Origin of the sequence: Paraburkholderia sp. MM5477-R1 (genome assembly GCF_050436385.1) — a bacterium.
Classification (GTDB): domain Bacteria; phylum Pseudomonadota; class Gammaproteobacteria; order Burkholderiales; family Burkholderiaceae; genus Paraburkholderia; species Paraburkholderia tuberum.
In genome coordinates, this window is record NZ_JBNDMC010000004.1 from 183,655 (window position 1) to 200,800 (window position 17,146).

Consider the following 17,146-nt stretch of genomic DNA (forward strand, 5'->3'; position numbering starts at 1 on the left):
TCCAAAGCCGCCGAAGTCCCTACAGCCATGGCCTGATCTGATGCGGTTGTGAGGTGGATGGGAGACGAAATTGGGGATCGTGCACGCCAGCACTGTCCGGCAAACCGCAAGCACCAACGTGACTCGACGGGCCTTCGCTTCGTTTTCATGCAGGGAATGGACTCGGCCAAGATGGCAGAACAGCATCGCCACGAAACGACTCCGCCTTGACAGCGCGTTGCCGAGATGAGCAGCACTAGCCTTCTTTCTCACTGGTCCTGACCTGGTCCGCTCGATGAGCGCGAGGACCTGACTGGACATGCTGCAGGGTGCCTTCACGTCGTGCTCCTGGCCGGTGGTAGATGTGTTAAACGGTCACCCACACCCTAACGCTCCAGCGTCATAACCTTGAACTGGACGAGAGTTATTACAGGTAAGACGCGCGCCACTTTGTAGTCGTCGCAACAGAGACGCACTCATGGGTGTTCCAAGCACGATGACTGCCCGGAACCATCTCCGACCGATCGGCCACTTTAAAAATAGAGGCATTTCAAGATAAAGCAACATCTCTTCCGTAATTTTCTGCCCGACATTTGAGATCTTGCCGAATCCGAACGCCTATCGGCTCTCAGGAGCAAGGGACCTTGGCGAGCAACTGTCCTTGCGTCACGGCGAACGTGGCTGTTTCCCGGGCTTGATCCCATCGATCCGCTCAGCACCCGGCAACTGAACCTCGCCATCCATGCCGCTGCCGAAGCCGCGCAGATCGACAAGCGCGTGTCGATGCACACCCTGCGCCACTATCTGCCCTTCCGGACTATGTCGGGTAACGAGAACAAGTTTTTACGATCGCCGATACTCGTGCGTCGTGGCGCAAAGAAGCCCATCCCATCCCCGACATAGTTTGCCGGCCCTACAGGCTATTCAGGAAACCGAGGAGTTGGTCTGTCGGCCGGTAGCAAAGCGACTTGCCCTGCGGCGGAGATGTCTTCGCAAGGGCTTGCTCTTTCATCGCAAGAGTTGCTTCGAGATAGATCTGCGTGGTTTCCACCGATTCATGACCGAGCCACAACGCGATCACAGAACGATCAACGCCAGCCTGCAGAAGGTCCATGGCCATCGTATGCCTCAGGCGGTGGACGGTGATCCGTTTCTGCTTCGGCGAAGGGCAAACTCGGGACGCCGCCTCGCGATGCTTGTTTAGCAGGTACTGCACACCGTGGACGCTCAGACGTTCGCCTTTGGCGCTCGGAAACAGCACTTCACCACTCCCGCGTTGAGGTTCTCGTAGCCAGCCCTTCAGCACCGCGAGCGTGGATCTGGCGATGGGAGTGCAGCGTTCCTTACGGCCCTTGCCGATCACACGCACGTGCGCGCCGGTTCCGAGGACGACGTCTTCGCGTTTGAGTCCGGTCATTTCGGACAAACGTAGTCCCGTCTGCACCGCTACGAGTATGAACGCGTGGTCGCGTCGACCTGACCACGTACGCTGGTCAGGAGCGGCAAGCAAGGCATCAATTTCCGGGCGCGTCAGGAAGTTGACGAGGGTGCGTGTGAAGCGTTTGCTGGGAATCGCAAGCACACGCTGGATCTGCGCGGAATGCGTCGGCGTCTCGAGCGCCGCATAGCGGAAGAACGAAAATGAATTGCCGTGAGCCGCAGATTGCGGCTGCGAATGCTTACGCCCTTGTGTTTCTCGAGGTCATTCAAAAACGCGACGATCAAAGGTGCATCGATCTCCTCGAAATTCAGGCGTGACGGTAGCTTATGCAAACGCTGCTGTACGAACTTCAGAAATTGACGGAAGGTATCGCGATAGGAACTGATTGTGTGAGGACTCGCCTGGCGCTGCTGCATCAGTCGCTGCATAAAGAAACGCTCGAGCAGAGGAGCGAGGCTGGCGGACGTGGTCATGGCCGGTTCTCCCAACGCTGTTCGAGTCGGCGCATGGCCTCGTGCATGAGTTCCGGTGAGCCGCTTAAATACCACTGCGTATCGGCGACATGGACGTGGCCGAGGTAAGCTGACAGGATCGGCAGGCAACGCTCCGGATCCTGTTCAGATCGGTACTAGTGCACGAGCGTGTTCGTCGCAAAGGCGTGCCTCATATCGTGCAGGCGTGGCCCATGATCGTCGGAAACGCCGCGCAGGCCGACCTGTCGTGACAGCGTATAGAAAGTCCGATGTACCTCTGCGCCATCCAGCCGATTGCCCCGGTTGGAAACAAACAGATAGGAAGACACTGGCCGACCGGCCCAGTGACGATTACGTCGCTCGATGTAGTCGGCAAGCACCTGGCGAGTCGAGTCATGCAGAGGCACGAGCCGGGACTTACCGAATTTGGTGCCACGGATTGTTAGCACCCCAGTGGTGAGGTCCACGTCCCTTAGCTCAAGATTGCGTGCTTCCCCGAGACGCATGCCCGACACACTCAGCAACCCGAGCAGGCAATAGAACGTCCAGGGCCGCAGCGCACTTCGCTCATAGCGGCATGGTATTTGGAGGGCGGCCCGCAGTAGGTCCCGAATCTCATCGTCCGAATACAGGTACGGTCGAGCCCGTTTCGGTTGGAACGGCAGCAGGCCTTGCGCTGGAATTTGCGTGCGCGAATCGGTGGCGCTGCGATGACGTGCAAACTCGCGTACGAAGCTCAGTCGAGTCGTCCAGTGTGCGGGTTGGGCTTCGAATGGCTGTTGCGCCCAGGCGAGAGCCAATGCTTGAGTAATGTAGGGAGCACGATGCTGTTCCATGAAGGTGACGAAATCGAGTAACGCTTTGCCCGCATCGTGCAGCTTGAACCCCAAACTGCGTCGAAGACTGAGATACTCAGTAACTGAACCGCCCCGGGAATCGTGGAGGCTGGTTGGTTTAAGTTAATGCCGGTTCAGCGGCAGCTGTTTCAAGTTGCCGATAGTAGTTTGCCTCAGCTTCAGCGGGCGGGATATAGCCGAGGGGTTCCATCAATCGATGATGATTGAACCAGGCCACCCATTCCAGCGTTGCCAGTTCAACGGATTCCCGCGTTTTCCAGGCGCGGCGATGAATCAGTTCCGCCTTGTACAAGCCGTTGATCGTTTCAGCCAAGGCGTTGTCATAGCTGTCGCCCCGGCTGCCGACCGACGGTTCGATGCCCGCTTCAGCCAGCCGTTCGCTGTAGCGAATGCTGACGTATTGCTTAGGTACAACGGCCATTCGACACGAGTCGCGACTGTCAAACGGTTTGGTTTGGTGGGTCAGTTCGCTTGGCGCAATCTGTCGGCAACGTACCAGGGCAGCAACTCGTCGACACGTGTGAACTTGCCATCGGCTCCTGATCAGGCTTTCCGACCGATTTGCGCCTACAGTTCGTCGCCATTGTATGCTCCGACGCGGAGCCGCGCTCAACGCCGCAAGAACCACAACAGCACGGACACCACGACCGAAAGCACGATGCACGTGACGATCGGGAAGTGAAAGTTGAATCCGTCGCGGACGATATGGATGTCGCCGGGCAGTCGGCCGAACGGGATGCGCGCGAGCCAATGCCATCCGAGGCCGGCAAGAATGCACAGTGTGCCAATAACGATCAGGAAACGGTTCATGGGGCGTCGTCACTCACGGTAGCCGACGTGGTCATCATAGCCCCACGCAGGCGGAGTATCCGCGCCGATTGAATTTTGAGCCACCGCGTCGACGAATATCTGTTCCTGGGCGACATGAAGGACGCTCGACAACGCTTTCTGCCGCCAATTGCCCCTAGGCGGGGGACCATAGCCGATCCTGCTCTGCCGTTCGATTGTCCGTCGGCCCAATGGCCGCCTTGAGACGGGGATGCGACACGGCGTCCTGCCGGCACATCAGAAAATCTGCCAGTGCGGACAAGCGGGGCCAAGCCGATTCTATCGAGCATGCACGCTGCTCGCCAGAGGGCATTGTTGACGCGTCCGCGCATTGAAGTCATTGATTAATCGGCTGATCCAACCGTGCAGTAGTGAGCAAACTGTTCTGCGGAGAGCGCGAAACCCTTCTGCCTGGCGAGTTCCCAAGGACGTTCGCATTGGTGCGTGGATTCACACCAGGAATACCCAGCCGAACCAATACAACCATGTGCATCGCGATCTGCACCGACAACGGGTGACGGGATGCCGGGCGGCGAGGCCGCGCAAGCGCTTAGCAAGTAAGTCATCGTGACGGTGGCCAGGCAAACAGAAAAGTAGTCTCGACGCATAAAGTGAGTCCCGGATTTGTGTGACAGGACGTCGGATTTTAGTCTATCGGCGGTCGGATCAGGTGCGCGAAGGTGCCCATGCGGCTATAGTCTTGCGTTCATCCGAGGCACACCACTCGGACAAGCAAGCTTCCGATCGTATTATCCGCTCCGATGTTCGCCAAGGACAGCGATGCCATGGTGGAAATCTACGTTGATCCGACACGATCTCCAGTGATGCAAGATCAGCTCGACGCCATCCTTTATCTTGGGTCGCCTTCCGAGCTGACTTGGAGTCAACCCTCTCCCGGGCTGTTGTCTGATTCGGAATACGTAAAGATGCGCTCGACCCGACTCGCCAGAGCTGGAATTCCCGATCCCGGCTAATCGGCGAGAGACCAGTCAGGCTCGTATGTTGGCTGATTCCATCGCGTTCGTTTCCCGTGTCTGGTGCGCAGGCAACGGGTCGATCCGATTGTCGACAAATTGGCCGCCAACATTGAACGTCCCAAACCGGCCAATACTCGCCCAGCCCAGCGAGAGGTCAAGCTAGCTTTGAATAGATGCGCGTATTTCGCAAACTACCATCTGGAGCGCGCCGCTCCTGTCGCAACACCCCTTCCAGTTGCATCCCGGTGCGTTCACAGACCCGAACGCCTGGTGCGTTCAGATCGTCGCAGATTGCCTCTACCCGCTTCTCGCCGAAATTGCAAAACGCATGGTTAGCCAAGGCATCTTCCTCTTTCACGGCCAGCAGCCGGCCGGGCCAGCGCAGGCTGCTGAGTATCGGGCCGCTGGGGGTCGGGGTATCCGTCCTTTCCGTGCTAAATCTGGCGGTTTCTTCGCCGAGCCTTTTTTATAGGGCTGCCATCGGCTCTGACTGTCGTCAGGAGGTCGCAAAAGGATCTGCGATAACATACCTGCCCGCGATTATGGATCGCGCGACCTTGTCGGGAGACGGAGATGCCAGGTCTGGAATCTCGATATGTGGGACAAGATCGCCTGCCCGCCCGACTTTCGGAATTCGACGTGGAGCGCTACTTCGCGTTGACTGACAGCGACGTTGCGGCGGTCAAAGAGCGTTTTCGTCGCCATCACCGTGCCGGCGTTGCGATCCAGTTGGTCTATCTGCGTGCCAGTGGCCACACTCTCGATCATGTCGGCACACTGCCACGCGAACTGTTGCGCTATGTCGGCGAGCGGCTCAGCCTACCCACCCCCACGATCGCCTCCCTCCGCACGCTCTATAAGCGTTATAAGACACTGTATGAGCATCAGCTCTGGACCTGCGAATATCTCGGCATCACGTCGATCGGACCAAAGCACTGGGCGGAACTGGAAGCGTGGATGCGACAGGACGCTGCGGAGCGGGAAAGCTTCTTCCCCGGAAGGATGATCGTCTGAGTGGCTTCCTCAGATTCATTGAACAATTCCCGGAAAGGCACCGTGAATTCGTCGAGTCAACAATGCAAAGCAGGACGTCAATTCACCCGACCCGGGCATATCCACAGGCCTCCAGAGAAGTCGTGCGTGCAGTGGCGCTGTCGATACTCATCTTCGTCCTTTTGGCGCTTCGACAATTCCGATGTCAAAGCATTTAAACCGATTTCCTGGACGGTTGTCTGCAGATCGTCACTGGCTCGCACCTTGGCCTTTTCCTCCTCTGTTTGGCTTTTGCAGTGTGTGAGCCAAAACTTCTTTGCCTTTACCGCGTCGGGGGACGCTCCAGCCTCCTCCAGCACTTCCAGCGTCTTTTTATACGGAGGGTCCGGATTTGATATGTAATAAGGCTGTGTTACGAGCATTGGCACGAATACGAAGGGGTTGTCGTAGACGGCAGAATTGCATGCCCACAAAGTCTGCTTCATCGAAAGAGCCGCGTCCATCCATGGTGTCATCCCGCCTTTATCGGCGTCATTGATACCGGACCTAACAAGATCAGATTTTAAAAGCGCTGCAACCACGTTCGGGTAGCCCATGTAGGCAGCAAACTGCAGCGGAGACCGAGCCCCTTTCTCCTTACCAAGAAGGCCGGCGGTTGTGCCACTCGCTATATATCGGCGGATTTCATCGGCAGCATCCTTTTCAGCAGCAATCATGTTGTCTGCTTTTCCGCTCAGCTCACCCGTAACGTACATTTGGTCGGCAAGACTCTCGAGTACGATCACAGGATCGCGCGGTGGCTCTTCTGCGAACGTGCCGAATGAAAACATCGCAGAAACCACAAAAGCTGCAGTGCGAAGGATTAAACTCATCGGATGATTCATATACTCTATTGCTCCCGTTTTAGTGTTTGTTTCAAAACGACGGGATCTCGATTAGGTGCGGATGTTGATCGCCATCAGTATGGAAACTCCACGGCATACCTGAAGATATCCTGAATACAGAGCGTCCCTACGTGTCGCAGCGCGTTCCAACTTTACTGAGTTGTGTATGCCCCCCCGGGGACCGGAAGTGGACGTCCGAGGGGATCGAAAGTCCCTGTCAACGGCGCGACCCGTGCCTACCATGTCCCGGCATGCTTCGGTATGGAGGGTTTACGGTCAGCTGTAGGCGTCGTCGCGGACCGCTGAGTAGGTAACCTTAGAAGGCCCCGTCTTGCGCCGCCGCCTTTTCCTGGATTGCCTTGTGCTTCCCTGCGCTAATCTGCGCCTTCATGGAAGCGTACGCCACTGGGTCGCTGTAGAACAGGTATGTGGTCGTGTCAGGCCAATCGCGAGCTACCCGGATCTGCATCCCACCAGGGAAATTCCAGACGGCCTCTACTGGGCCTTGCGAGGCGTCGCCGGAACGCGAACTCGGTGTACCGTATTTCTGGCTCACAGTGGCGATGACTCTCGTCACCTGGTCGTTATCCATGAACGAAGGAAGCTTGTACGAGGCCGCAGCGAACTTGCCGTTCGCCGTATAGCCGACGAGCAGCAGGGTGGCGCCCTGAAGCACGCTGCTGGGATCGTAGCTGTCGCCGAGCCGCTGGGAATCCTCACTAAGAGGTACCAATCCATGCGCCTTGAAGACGGCGCGCAACTGCTCTCGCGTAGCGCCTTTCAAGGGTGTGCCAAACAGTGCGAGCTGCTGGGGTTCGGCGTGCGCAATTGAACACGCCAACATCAGGAAAACGGAAACGGAATACTTTTTGAGCATCGCAAACACAATTCTCTCCGCGGGATGGGCTCTGTTGAGCATGTAAATTATTTGCCTGCTGGCGTCTGGATCGGCGCAGTTGTAGCGGTCACGCTCGGTATGTAAATGCACGACACGCCACCGTTAGTGAGAGCAGCCAAATCACGCATGTCGCTATTGGCCGCCATGAACATAACGGGCTGTCGGGCGTCGCCAAACGTCTCCTGCAAGGAAGGTCACTTTCTGTGCCGGTTTGCCGAAAGGACAATGCGGGCGCACTTGGCGATTACCGGTTGGCTTGTTGCTGCCAACCGGGGCAATAAGTAGCGTGCGAATTTTCATCTGCTTTTCCTGTTGTTCTATTCAGAAACTGAGGCCGAATGTCCGCTCAAAGAACTTTTGCTCGTCAAACCCCGATACCGTATATCGGCCTGATAAGCGCGGAGTTAAGAGAAAAACGTGTCGATAAGGCCGAAAACATCGGCCAACCCTCTTTCCGAAAGGCGTCATCGACCGGTTAGAGACAATAGCGCCGACTCTCCAAGCAGCAAGTCGCCGCCTCTCACTTGCCCGGCGGCCGGTTCTTTCAATGGAGAGCATCGGCACGCCTTTCGCGGCGTGACCTGGAATGACTCGATGCCTAGTTGCTTGAGTCTTACGGCCACCGCCGGGTGCATATCGTCGTCATTCAGACGTTGAAGCAACTCACGCGCGCCTTTGCGTGCATCGAAGCCCGCCTGCTCGGCCAATGCATAGCCGAACGTGTCCGCCTGAAGCTCCTGCTCCCGCATGAGCGGCACTGCGCATCCCGAATGAGCCGCAAGTACTGTCCATTTCCGCGGGTGGATATGCGCGCACTCCATCGTCGCGCGGAATATCTCGCTCTGGTGGTCTAACGCCATATGCCCCATCTCGTGCGCGATCGTGAAAGCCAGCGCGTTGTCCGAGTACTTGCGCGCAGCCCAGTCGCTTACGGCGATGTGCTTTCCTGGCAGGGCGAACGCGGGGACATCCATGTGTTTCGGCATCGCAGCCAAGCGATAAACCAGAACATTCCATCCCTCGTCGCCCAGCGCGAGTGCAAGACGCTCGACAATTCGACGGGCACGCGCCAGGTCCTGAGACGTCTGCGGAACAAGCACTCCGCCGAGTGCGCTCACCATGTCGTCCGAATACTGCCGTGACAATTCTTCAGGTGTTGCGCCGCGCGCCTGCGGCAAGCACGTCGTAAGCGCGAGCATAAGAAGAAGCGCTCCGACCAGCTGAGAGTCCAACGGCGTGCGGCCGCGACGTGGACGGCAAATTTCCATGGCCCCCTGCGGCACGTGGCGCGCACTCAATGAACTGCGAGTGGCATCGAGGTCATTACGCACGCTTGAACCCCCGACGAGCCCACGACCTCGCTTCAGCATCGGTGAGACAGTCGGAGGCTTTGAGCCACCGATAACCACCGTCACAACGGAGCGCGACTGTGATCTCGCCGTCGGCAAGAGCGACAGCAACGTAGACACCCAGTCGACCGTTGAAGGGAAACGTGGCCCAGATGACGTTACGAAGCTTGGAGGAATTCGGTGAGTGGCGTTGAATCGAGGAGGATGTGTTCAGCATGGTTTCCTTTGCGCCGAGCGCGGGCGAGCCTTTCAAAGGGCGCAACTAGGGCGTTGCGCCAAATATTGAAAGTTTGCCAACCGGGGGCTAGGAAACACTAGAAGCGGCTAGGATCTGCGATGGCCGCAGCGCTCACTTCGAAACACGGCGCAATCATGCGATGAAAGGGGAGAGTCTGTCAAGCGCCGGTGCAGCGACATCCGCCACTACCGCCGTCGAATCGCACAGTTCACGCCTTGCGTCACAACGGACAGCATTGCGGCACCCCCGCGCTAAGCATAGGGCTGTGCGGCTCGACTTAATCGATCGGGGGCTCACCGAGCGGCGCCTATCATCTGCTCGCGCGTCAATCTGGCGAAACGCGGCGCAGAAAGGGTGGGGGTGGCTGAAATGCAGAAAGGCCCGGACATGGTGCAATCCCGAGCCGAACGGCGGCTTCGTGGGGTGGAGCCGACGTTGCAATGTCTGAGCGCCGGTGCTCCCGAATGGCGCTTCGTGGCCGGCGGACTAAACCGCTCGCGCGGTAGGGGCTACGGTCAGACGCCGGTGGTCAGAGAGAGGCCGGCATCGCGGTTCCGTATGTTGGCGAATGAGGCAATCCGCCTCGTTCTCCAGCCGGAGCCGAATCATGACCTCCTCACAGTCAAACGTCAGTCCGCTGCGCCAGCGCATGAGCGACGACATGCGCATGCGCCAGCTTGCCCCCAAGACGCAGGACATCTATCTGCACATCGTGCGTGAGTTCGCCCGGTTTCTCGGGCGCTCACCTGACACGGCCACCGTCGAGGACCTGCGGCGCTACCAGCTCTATCTGGTCGACCACGGCACATCGGCCGTGTCGCTGAACCACGCGATCACCGGCCTGAAGTTCTTCTTCACAGTCACGCTCGACCGGCCCGAGCTGATGGTCAGGATGCAACCCGTGCGCGTGCCCCGCGTATTACCCGTCGTGCTCAGCCCCGATGAAGTGCGGCGGCTCATCGAGGCCGCCGGCAACCTGAAGCACCAGACCGCGCTGTCGGTCGCGTACGGCGCGGGGCTACGCGCCAGCGAAGTGGTAGCGCTGAAGGTCACCGACGTCGACAGCGAACGCATGACACTGCGTATCGAGCAGGGCAAGGGCCGCCGTGACCGCTACGCCATGCTCTCGCCGGTGCTGCTCGAGCGTCTGCGTGTGTGGTGGCGCGTGGCCCGTGCGCAGGGCAGGATGCTCGATGGTGGGTGGCTTCTATGAGCAGGAACTTGTCAAGGTCTCTCACAAATCATTGGTCAGATCCATGCTAGCGGATTGCAGCTCCATCACGATTACTGCAATTCGGTTTGCGTCCTTGATCTGAAGCTCGTTATCGCGCGCGTGAGACGGGAGCGTCTCACTCACTTCTATCCGCTAACGCATGGTCAGCCTCATCCTTGATGCGCGTTACGCCGGAAACGTGTCCGGGAGCATGCCCCATCTGTTAAATCGGTCGCCAAAGCAACCCGCCACCCACACGGGCATGTCCGCTTCAAAGTGTCCATCATGAGTTTCGTCGTCGCGTTGTTTCGATATCTTATGACCTTAAACTGGCTTTAGCTGTGCGCCTTCGGGTATCACGCCGTCTCTAAGATAGCGCCACAATGCAATTGCGAGGCGCCGCGCGACAGCGACGATTGCAATGCGCCGTGCGCGACGATTCGGTCCCGTGCCCTGCGTGCGCTGGTTGAACCAGCGCGTTAGCGCACTGCTGGGCTGATAGCGCAGCCAGCACCATGCCATTTCGATTAGCAGAGCACGCACCCGTCGGTTGCCCTGTTTGCTGATCCCTTGGTCCACGTGGCTCTCACCGCTATCGTAGGGCTGGGGTACCAGCCCTACGCAGGCGCCCACCTGGCGCCGGTTGCTGAACGACCGCCAGAACAGTTCGAGCGCGAGACGTGACGCGCCCACTTCGCCAATGCCTTTCAGGCGCGCGAGGTCATGGCTTCGCTCGCGCGCCGACGCGGGCAGGACTTCCTGCCGAGTCTTCTCGAGTGCCGCGAATTGCTGCTCAACCAAAGCCAACCGTTCGCATTCGCGCAACAGTCGCTCACGCAGCTCAAGCGGCAGTGCAGTGCCGTCGTGACACCGTACCTCGTCGCGTCTAAGCCGCCCGACGAAAGCTTTGCCATCAACATCATCCCAGCAGCCAAGCGTGCGTAGCAGCTTGCTCATGCGGTCTCGATGCTGAAGCACTTCCTTCTGAAGTTGCCCGCGATCGCGCATCAAGTGGCGCGAGGCTTCGTCCTGCGGCGACGGTACGTGAACCACGTGCATGCGGTCGCGCTCACCACGAAGCCACGCGCGCAGGTTGACTACCAGTTTGATGGCGTCGAGCCGGTCGGTCTTTGCGCGCCGCTTGTGACGCTCAACGGGGATGCTGGCTGGATCGATGACGTAGCATTCGACGTTTCGCGCCTGCAGCGCGCGCAAGATCCAGAATCCGTCGCGGCCGGCTTCGTAGCTTATGACGATGCGCACATTGGCTGGCAGCGACCACTTCTGCCTGTGTTGTTCGATCAGGTTGAGTACCGCCTGCAGGCGAGTGGCTGCTTGCGGCTGCGCTACCGAGTGCACGGCTGGCTTCTCGCGTTGGCCGTCGTGCAGTGCGATTTTCCAGTGTGCTGCGGCAAGCTCGATTGACACAGCAAGAAGCAGTTCCTCATTACCCGGTGCGGTCATCTGATCGGTGCGCATGATGCTCTCCTTGTAGCGGGGTTCGACTGATTGATTTTATCGATCTGTCCGTCGGCAGGTCTCCTGCTACATAGGATCTGTTTCCCGGGCTCGATCCGCTCGATCCGTTAAGCACGCGACAGTTGAACCGTGCCATTCATGCCGCCGCCGAGGCTGCGAACATCGACAAGCGCGTGTCCATGCACACGCTACGGCATAGCTTCGCGACACACCTCCTTGAACAGAAGGTGGACATCCGCGTGATCCAGGTGCTGCTCGGCCATGCGAAGCTGGACTATCTCCCGCGCGGAACTATGTCCGGTGCTCACTGAGAACCCCTGTCCGGCGTGCCTTTCCCGCATCGACGCTAGACATTGGCATTCTCCCTTTGCAGGCACTTTCGCCTGATAGGAGAAGACCATGGGTGATTCTTATGAGAGCGCTGCCGCGCTGGCCTGCACCATCAGAGGCGCAACTGGGGAGTACCTTAATGCGTTCGTCGGTTCTCTGATCGGGCAGCAATACTCGGTCAGTTATGTATGCCAGTTGGCACAACACGCGCTTGCGTTTGGGCACTGGTGCGAGGATAGCTGCATTTCCTTCCATGGCTTGAAGGACGATGACATCGTGCGGTATCAGCGCCTTCGTTCGCGACGTCGATCGCGATGCTTCGAGACGAGACGACGGGAACTGCACGCATTGAAACTGTTGACGCGTTTCTTGCGCGATCGCGGTGTGTGTCATGTCGCTCAAACGCACGCTATTGCCGCTGACGACGTTGTCGAGGGGTTTGCGCAATCCTTAAAACGCGATCAGGGTTTGGCCGTTGTGACCGTTGAGTCCTATGCAAGGTGGACACGCAAATTTCTGGTGTGGCGGTTCGGCCAAGGAGAAGTCTGCTTGCGGGACGTTCGCGTGACCGACGCCAGCGCTTTCGTTAAGAGCGAGGCAAAGCGCATGGCGCCAGCCGCCCTGAAGAACGTTGTCACGGCACTGCGGTCCTTCCTTCGTTACGCCCAGTTTCGCGGCGAGGTTACCGCGGGACTTGCTGCAAGCGTGCCAGCGGTAGCCAGTTGGGCAAGCACACCTCCCATCCCCAGAGCCATTGCAGCCGAGCACGCGCAGCGCGCAATCGACAGCTGCGACCGCCGGAGCGCGGTGGGCCGACGCGATCGAGCCGTGCTGCTGCTTCTGGCAAGACTGGGACTTCGAGCCTGCGAGATCGTCAGGTTGACGCTGGACGACGTCGACTGGGACTGCGCTCAATTGCGTGTGCGTGGCAAGGGTGGCCGCGAGAGTCTCCTGCCATTGACCGCCGACGTGGGCGAGGCGATCGCCGCCTATCTCGAGCGCGGGCGTCCTGCCAGTCCAGATCGGCACCTCTTCCTTCGATCCCTGGCACCGATACGCGGGCTGATGGAAGGGTCGGACGGTATCGGCACGATTGTGCGCCACTCGCTCAATCGCGCCAAAGTTGACGCGCCGCACCGCGGCTCGCACCAGTTCCGGCACGCCTTGGCTGTTCGCATGTTGCAACTCGGTGCGTCGTTCCCGGAGATCGGCCAGGTTCTTCGCCATCGTAGCCCGCAGTCCACGAGCGTTTATGCGAAGGTGGATGTCAGCGCACTTCGGAAGTTGGCTATGGCCTGGCCAGGAGGTGCACGATGAACTCGATTCGAGAGGCGCTCCAAGAATATCTCGACCTGCGACGCAGCCTGGGCTTCAAGATGCACGATGCCGGTTTGCTGTTGCCCCGGTTCGTCAGTTTCATGGAGACGCGGCATGTCGAGCATATCAGTACCGGCCTCGCTCTGGAATGGGCGCAAAATCCGTCGGTTCAACCCGCAGAATGGGCTAGACGCCTTTGCTTCGTGCGCGGCTTTGCCCGCCACCGCAGTGCCACCGACACCCGCACAGAAATTCCACCGGTCGGCATGTTGCCCCATCGGTCTACGCGAGCCAGACCTTATCTATACACGGAGGCGGAAGTACGGCGCTTGCTGGACGCGGCATTGGAGTTGCCGGTGGCGTGGCCGTCGACGCCGCTGCGGCCCAGGGTGTTCCATTGCCTCATCGGCTTGCTCAGCGTTACCGGCCTGCGTATCAGCGAAGCGCTAAACCTCGAGCTTGGTGACGTGGACCTCGAAGACGCCGTCCTGACGATTCGCGGTGCCAAGCTCGGTCGATCGCGCCTGGTCCCAATTCATCCGACCACCTGTACCGTCCTGGCTGACTACCTCAGGCGCCGCAAACAGTTCCTCGGTCGCCAGGTCTCGTCCAACGTGTTCGTCAGGTTTTGTCGCAGTAAGCGTTGGGTATCATGTGCCCTGACAATGCGAACGATCGGACGCTTGATGACGACTCTGAATCCAGCCTTGGCACGGGTGCTCAAGCGCTTGCACTATCCGCTCGATGTGATCCTGACGTGTGTGCGCTGGTATGTGGCGTATCCGCTGAGCCTTCGACATCTGGAAGAGATGATGGCCGAGCGCGGAATTTCGGTCGACCATTCAACCGTACATCGCTGGGCCATCAAGGTGTTGCCGGTTCTGGAGAAGGCGTTTCGCCGCCAAAAGCGAGCCGTCGGTCGGAGCTGGCGAATGGATGAAACCTATATCAAGGTCCGAGGCCAGTGGAAGTATTTGTATCGCGCAGTCGACAAGGAGGGCAACACGGTGGATTTTCTGCTGCGCGCCCATCGTGACAAGGCCGCGGCGCGGCGCTACTTCGAAAAGTCAATCGACCAAAATGGCGAGCCCGAGACGGTGACAATCGATAAAAGCGGTGCGAACCTGGCCGCGCTGGATGCCCTCAACGCGGAGCGGGAAACACCGATCAAGATTCGCCAGAACAAGTATCTGAACAACGTCGTCGAACAAGATCATCGGGCGATCAAGCGACGCACGCGGCCCATGCTCGGCTTCAAGAATTTTCGTTGTGCCCGCATCCTGTTGAGCGGCATCGAACTCATGCACATGATCGCCAAGGGCCAAATGGAAGACAGTGGCATCGGATACACTCGTGCCGAGCAGTTTTACTCACTGGCAGCATAAGCAGTCCTACTTATACCACCGTTCGTCCGCGTCTTGCCCTTACCGCGACAAAACCCTCGCTACGGAGCACGCACGTGCCGAAAGCAGCTATCCATCCCGTCCAGTGAGGCTACTTGTAGGATTCAACGCCGCAGGCGCGACAGATACGATCGCCCGATACTATGCGTCGAAACTCAGCGATGTCCTGCGAACGAGCGTGTACATTGAGAATCGCCCTGGTGCGTATCAGATGATTGCAATACGCAATCTGAAGTCCGCACCGCCCGACGGGTACACGCTGTTCCTGATCACCGGTAGCGCCGCGTCGCAATACCCCGGTTTGCAGAAGGATCTTCCATACGATCCAGAGAAGGACTTTTCCTTCATCGGCCTTGTAGGAGAAGCGCCGGGCGTGATCGTTGCAAGTCCGTCTCTTCCCGTTTCAAATGTTTCTGACCTTGTGAAATATTGCAAGGCTCATCCCGGCGCGCTGAACTTTGGTTCATCCGGCATCGGCTCGGCCAGCCACATCCAGATGGAATATTTGTCGAGCCTTGCGGGGATACGCATGACCCACATTCCCTTCAAGGCCGACGCCGAGATCATCACGGCACTGCTTTCCGGATCGGTACAGATCGGAGTGACGCCTATCCAGGGGGCGCTCCCCTCGATTCAGAGTGGGATGGTGCGCGCTCTTGCCGTTACGGGTACCCGGCGGGTCGCATCCTTGCCCAACGTACCCGCTCTCGGGGAGGCGAAGATCGCCGGCCTCGGAGCCGTCGACCCCTACACTTACTATGTGCTGCTGGGCCCAAAGGGGCTTCCCGCGGAGCTGATCCAGAAACTCAATGGGGCGATCAATACGGTGTCGCATATGCCTGAGACCGTCGCCTATATGCACAAGCTCGGATATGAGCCAGGTATCAGCACCCCCCAATCCGTGCGGGACTACGTTCGTCAAGACACGAAAAAGTGGACCGACTTTCACGCGGCGACGCACTTTGATCTGCACATCGGCCAGTGAACTAAAGTTCCATTGTACGAAACGGATATTGATGACCGGATCGCATGATACGATTGACTGGCCGACGTCGGAGCGTCGACGTCTTGGATACCGCATAGAGGCACCCGACAGGCAGGATCCAGGTACTATCAAACTATCATGTGAGGCGACAATGAATATCGGATACATAGGGCTAGGGGCGCTCGGCGGCCAGCTAGCCCGCGAGATTCCTGCAGGGCCATCAACTCACGGTATGGGACATTAATGCGACGGCGGTCAGGGAACTGGCCGACCTTGGTGCGAATGTTGCGCCCACCGCAGCCGAACTGGCGAAACGATCTGACGTGGTTTTCCTTTGCCTGCCGCGCAGCGCAGATGTGAAGAACGCGGTGTTCGCACCGGACGGGCTGGCTGCGGGGTTGACCCCCGGAAAGATCGTGGTCGACCAGACAAGCGGGGTTCCGGAGGAGACGCGGGAAATCGCGGCTGCGCTCTCAAAGTCAGGCGTACTCATGATGGACGCTGCGGTATCGGCAAGCCCTCAGGTTGTCCCCACAGGAAACGCAAACCTCATGGTGTCGGCGCCCGACGAGGTTCTTGATCGGGCAGAGCCGGCACTCCGAGCGATCACCGACAAGATTTTCCGCTGTGGAGCTCGGGTGGGTGACGGCCAGGCCATGAAAACCGTCAACAACGCAATGAACGCGGGGAACCGACTCGGTATGCTTGAAGTTCTGGCATTCGGCCGGAAAGCGGGACTGACGCTCCAGACAATTGTGAATCGCCTTTCTGAGGGAGAGGCGCGGTGCCAGATCTCTGACCGGATGCTACCAGCCCTGTTACAAGGAAAGGCATCGACCGATTTCGCGCTGTCCCTGATGCTGAAGGATATCTATCAGGCACTCTCACTTGGCATGAAGCACCACACTCCGATGCCGATTACAGGAATTGCTCAAGGTCTTCTGCAGATAGGTGGGAATCTGCAAGGTCCCCAGGCTCGCCTCGAAGACATGGTCAATATCATTGCATCCATGGCGGGGTCGAGTATCACTGGTGATCTACCCGAGTCTGCCGCTGTACATCAAGGAAAGGACGAAGCCAGCCTCCCGGAAACCCTCGCCAGCGTTGTTGCATCACAGTGCCGTGCGGTCTCGTACGAGTGCATCTCCGCCGGCCTGAGCTATGGGCTCCGATTGGAAGACATGGCCCAGGTTCTCCATGGCTCTTCGGGATGGAGTACTGCGTCGAGAAACATCTTTCGTGAACTGATCGAAGGGGAGCGGCCCAGCAATTCATCCATCGACGAAGCGACCGCACACCTCCAGGCAGCATGCTCACTCGCCAGTCGAATTGGTGCTCCGATGATGATCGCAAATGAGACGCGCTCCATCCTCGAACGCATGCGCGTGCAATCTGGTCAGGGGAAACGCATCGATGAGTTGTCGCTGCTCTTCCCGGCGACGGCATGCACCGCGACCTGATTCGCTGGTATCGATGATCAGGGCGTGAGGCATCGTGTCAAC

14 protein-coding genes and 6 pseudogenes are annotated in these 17,146 nt (G+C 58.7%); 9 read left to right on the top strand and 11 right to left on the bottom strand.

The features are described 5' to 3' along the window. Positions 1 to 657: 657 nt before the first annotated feature. Positions 658 to 882, top strand: a pseudogene (locus OKW35_RS11220) (hypothetical protein); the annotation flags it as partial. A gap of 10 nt (positions 883 to 892) precedes the next feature. Here OKW35_RS11220 and OKW35_RS11225 read toward each other — a convergent pair. The 7 genes and pseudogenes from OKW35_RS11225 to OKW35_RS11255 all read right to left on the bottom strand — a co-directional run bounded on the left by OKW35_RS11225 (position 893) and on the right by OKW35_RS11255 (position 4,913). Then, positions 893 to 1,561 (bottom strand): tyrosine-type recombinase/integrase, encoded by a 669-nt coding sequence (locus OKW35_RS11225; protein WP_429551988.1) that lies wholly within the window; start codon positions 1,559 to 1,561, stop codon positions 893 to 895. Beyond that, positions 1,510 to 1,893, bottom strand: a complete 384-nt coding sequence (locus tag OKW35_RS11230) for a site-specific integrase (protein WP_429551989.1) — start codon at positions 1,891 to 1,893, stop codon at positions 1,510 to 1,512. The genes OKW35_RS11225 and OKW35_RS11230 overlap by 52 nt, the downstream gene beginning before the upstream one ends. A gap of 155 nt (positions 1,894 to 2,048) precedes the next feature. After that, positions 2,049 to 2,783: a tyrosine-type recombinase/integrase gene (locus tag OKW35_RS11235; RefSeq protein ID WP_429551990.1), complete on the bottom strand. Its 735-nt coding sequence runs from the start codon at positions 2,781 to 2,783 to the stop codon at positions 2,049 to 2,051. A gap of 64 nt (positions 2,784 to 2,847) precedes the next feature. Beyond that, positions 2,848 to 3,153, bottom strand: a pseudogene (locus OKW35_RS11240) (integrase core domain-containing protein); the annotation flags it as partial. Between the two features lie 206 nt (positions 3,154 to 3,359). Then, complete coding sequence (locus OKW35_RS11245; protein ID WP_429551991.1) at positions 3,360 to 3,560, bottom strand: DUF2905 domain-containing protein; 201 nt, start codon at positions 3,558 to 3,560, stop codon at positions 3,360 to 3,362. Between the two features lie 362 nt (positions 3,561 to 3,922). After that, positions 3,923 to 4,186: a hypothetical protein gene (locus OKW35_RS11250; protein ID WP_429551992.1), complete on the bottom strand. Its 264-nt coding sequence runs from the start codon at positions 4,184 to 4,186 to the stop codon at positions 3,923 to 3,925. A 523-nt stretch (positions 4,187 to 4,709) separates the two neighbouring features. Then, entirely contained in the window at positions 4,710 to 4,913 is a 204-nt protein-coding gene (locus OKW35_RS11255) for a GNAT family N-acetyltransferase (protein WP_143037203.1), read from the bottom strand. Positions 4,914 to 5,128: 215 nt separating this feature from the next. On the opposite strand from OKW35_RS11255, the pseudogene OKW35_RS11260 reads away from it, so the two are divergent. Next, a pseudogene (locus tag OKW35_RS11260) lies at positions 5,129 to 5,533 on the top strand (DUF4158 domain-containing protein); the annotation flags it as partial. Between the two features lie 113 nt (positions 5,534 to 5,646). Here the strand turns inward: OKW35_RS11260 and OKW35_RS11265 are convergent. From OKW35_RS11265 to OKW35_RS11275, 3 genes are all read right to left on the bottom strand, one after another. After that, the gene (locus tag OKW35_RS11265) at positions 5,647 to 6,432 is read right to left on the bottom strand and encodes a hypothetical protein (protein WP_429551993.1); all 786 of its coding nucleotides are present in this window, start codon (positions 6,430 to 6,432) and stop codon (positions 5,647 to 5,649) included. A 316-nt stretch (positions 6,433 to 6,748) separates the two neighbouring features. Further along, positions 6,749 to 7,420 carry a hypothetical protein gene (locus tag OKW35_RS11270; RefSeq protein WP_429551994.1) on the bottom strand — a complete coding sequence of 224 codons (672 nt, stop codon included), beginning with the start codon at positions 7,418 to 7,420 and terminating at the stop codon, positions 6,749 to 6,751. A gap of 374 nt (positions 7,421 to 7,794) precedes the next feature. Next, positions 7,795 to 8,529: a M48 family metalloprotease gene (locus OKW35_RS11275; protein ID WP_429551995.1), complete on the bottom strand. Its 735-nt coding sequence runs from the start codon at positions 8,527 to 8,529 to the stop codon at positions 7,795 to 7,797. A gap of 995 nt (positions 8,530 to 9,524) precedes the next feature. Here OKW35_RS11275 and OKW35_RS11280 point away from each other — a divergent pair. Further along, positions 9,525 to 10,124 (top strand): annotated as a pseudogene (locus tag OKW35_RS11280) (phage integrase N-terminal SAM-like domain-containing protein); the annotation flags it as partial. A 330-nt stretch (positions 10,125 to 10,454) separates the two neighbouring features. Here OKW35_RS11280 and OKW35_RS11285 read toward each other — a convergent pair. Then, on the bottom strand, positions 10,455 to 11,609 hold the full coding sequence (locus OKW35_RS11285; RefSeq protein ID WP_429551996.1) for an IS110 family transposase: 1,155 nt from the start codon (positions 11,607 to 11,609) through the stop codon (positions 10,455 to 10,457). 77 nt (positions 11,610 to 11,686) lie between these two features. On the opposite strand from OKW35_RS11285, the pseudogene OKW35_RS11290 reads away from it, so the two are divergent. The 6 genes and pseudogenes from OKW35_RS11290 to OKW35_RS11315 all read left to right on the top strand — a co-directional run. Further along, positions 11,687 to 11,920 (top strand): annotated as a pseudogene (locus OKW35_RS11290) (tyrosine-type recombinase/integrase); the annotation flags it as partial. A gap of 88 nt (positions 11,921 to 12,008) precedes the next feature. Beyond that, positions 12,009 to 13,256: a site-specific integrase gene (locus OKW35_RS11295; protein WP_429551997.1), complete on the top strand. Its 1,248-nt coding sequence runs from the start codon at positions 12,009 to 12,011 to the stop codon at positions 13,254 to 13,256. A 266-nt stretch (positions 13,257 to 13,522) separates the two neighbouring features. Beyond that, a pseudogene (locus OKW35_RS11300) lies at positions 13,523 to 13,873 on the top strand (tyrosine-type recombinase/integrase); the annotation flags it as partial. A gap of 69 nt (positions 13,874 to 13,942) precedes the next feature. Beyond that, positions 13,943 to 14,641 (top strand): IS6 family transposase, encoded by a 699-nt coding sequence (locus tag OKW35_RS11305; protein ID WP_429552064.1) that lies wholly within the window; start codon positions 13,943 to 13,945, stop codon positions 14,639 to 14,641. Between the two features lie 103 nt (positions 14,642 to 14,744). Next, positions 14,745 to 15,644: a Bug family tripartite tricarboxylate transporter substrate binding protein gene (locus OKW35_RS11310; protein ID WP_429551998.1), complete on the top strand. Its 900-nt coding sequence runs from the start codon at positions 14,745 to 14,747 to the stop codon at positions 15,642 to 15,644. Positions 15,645 to 15,907: 263 nt separating this feature from the next. Further along, complete coding sequence (locus OKW35_RS11315; protein WP_429552141.1) at positions 15,908 to 17,104, top strand: NAD-binding protein; 1,197 nt, start codon at positions 15,908 to 15,910, stop codon at positions 17,102 to 17,104. Positions 17,105 to 17,146: the final 42 nt, after the last annotated feature.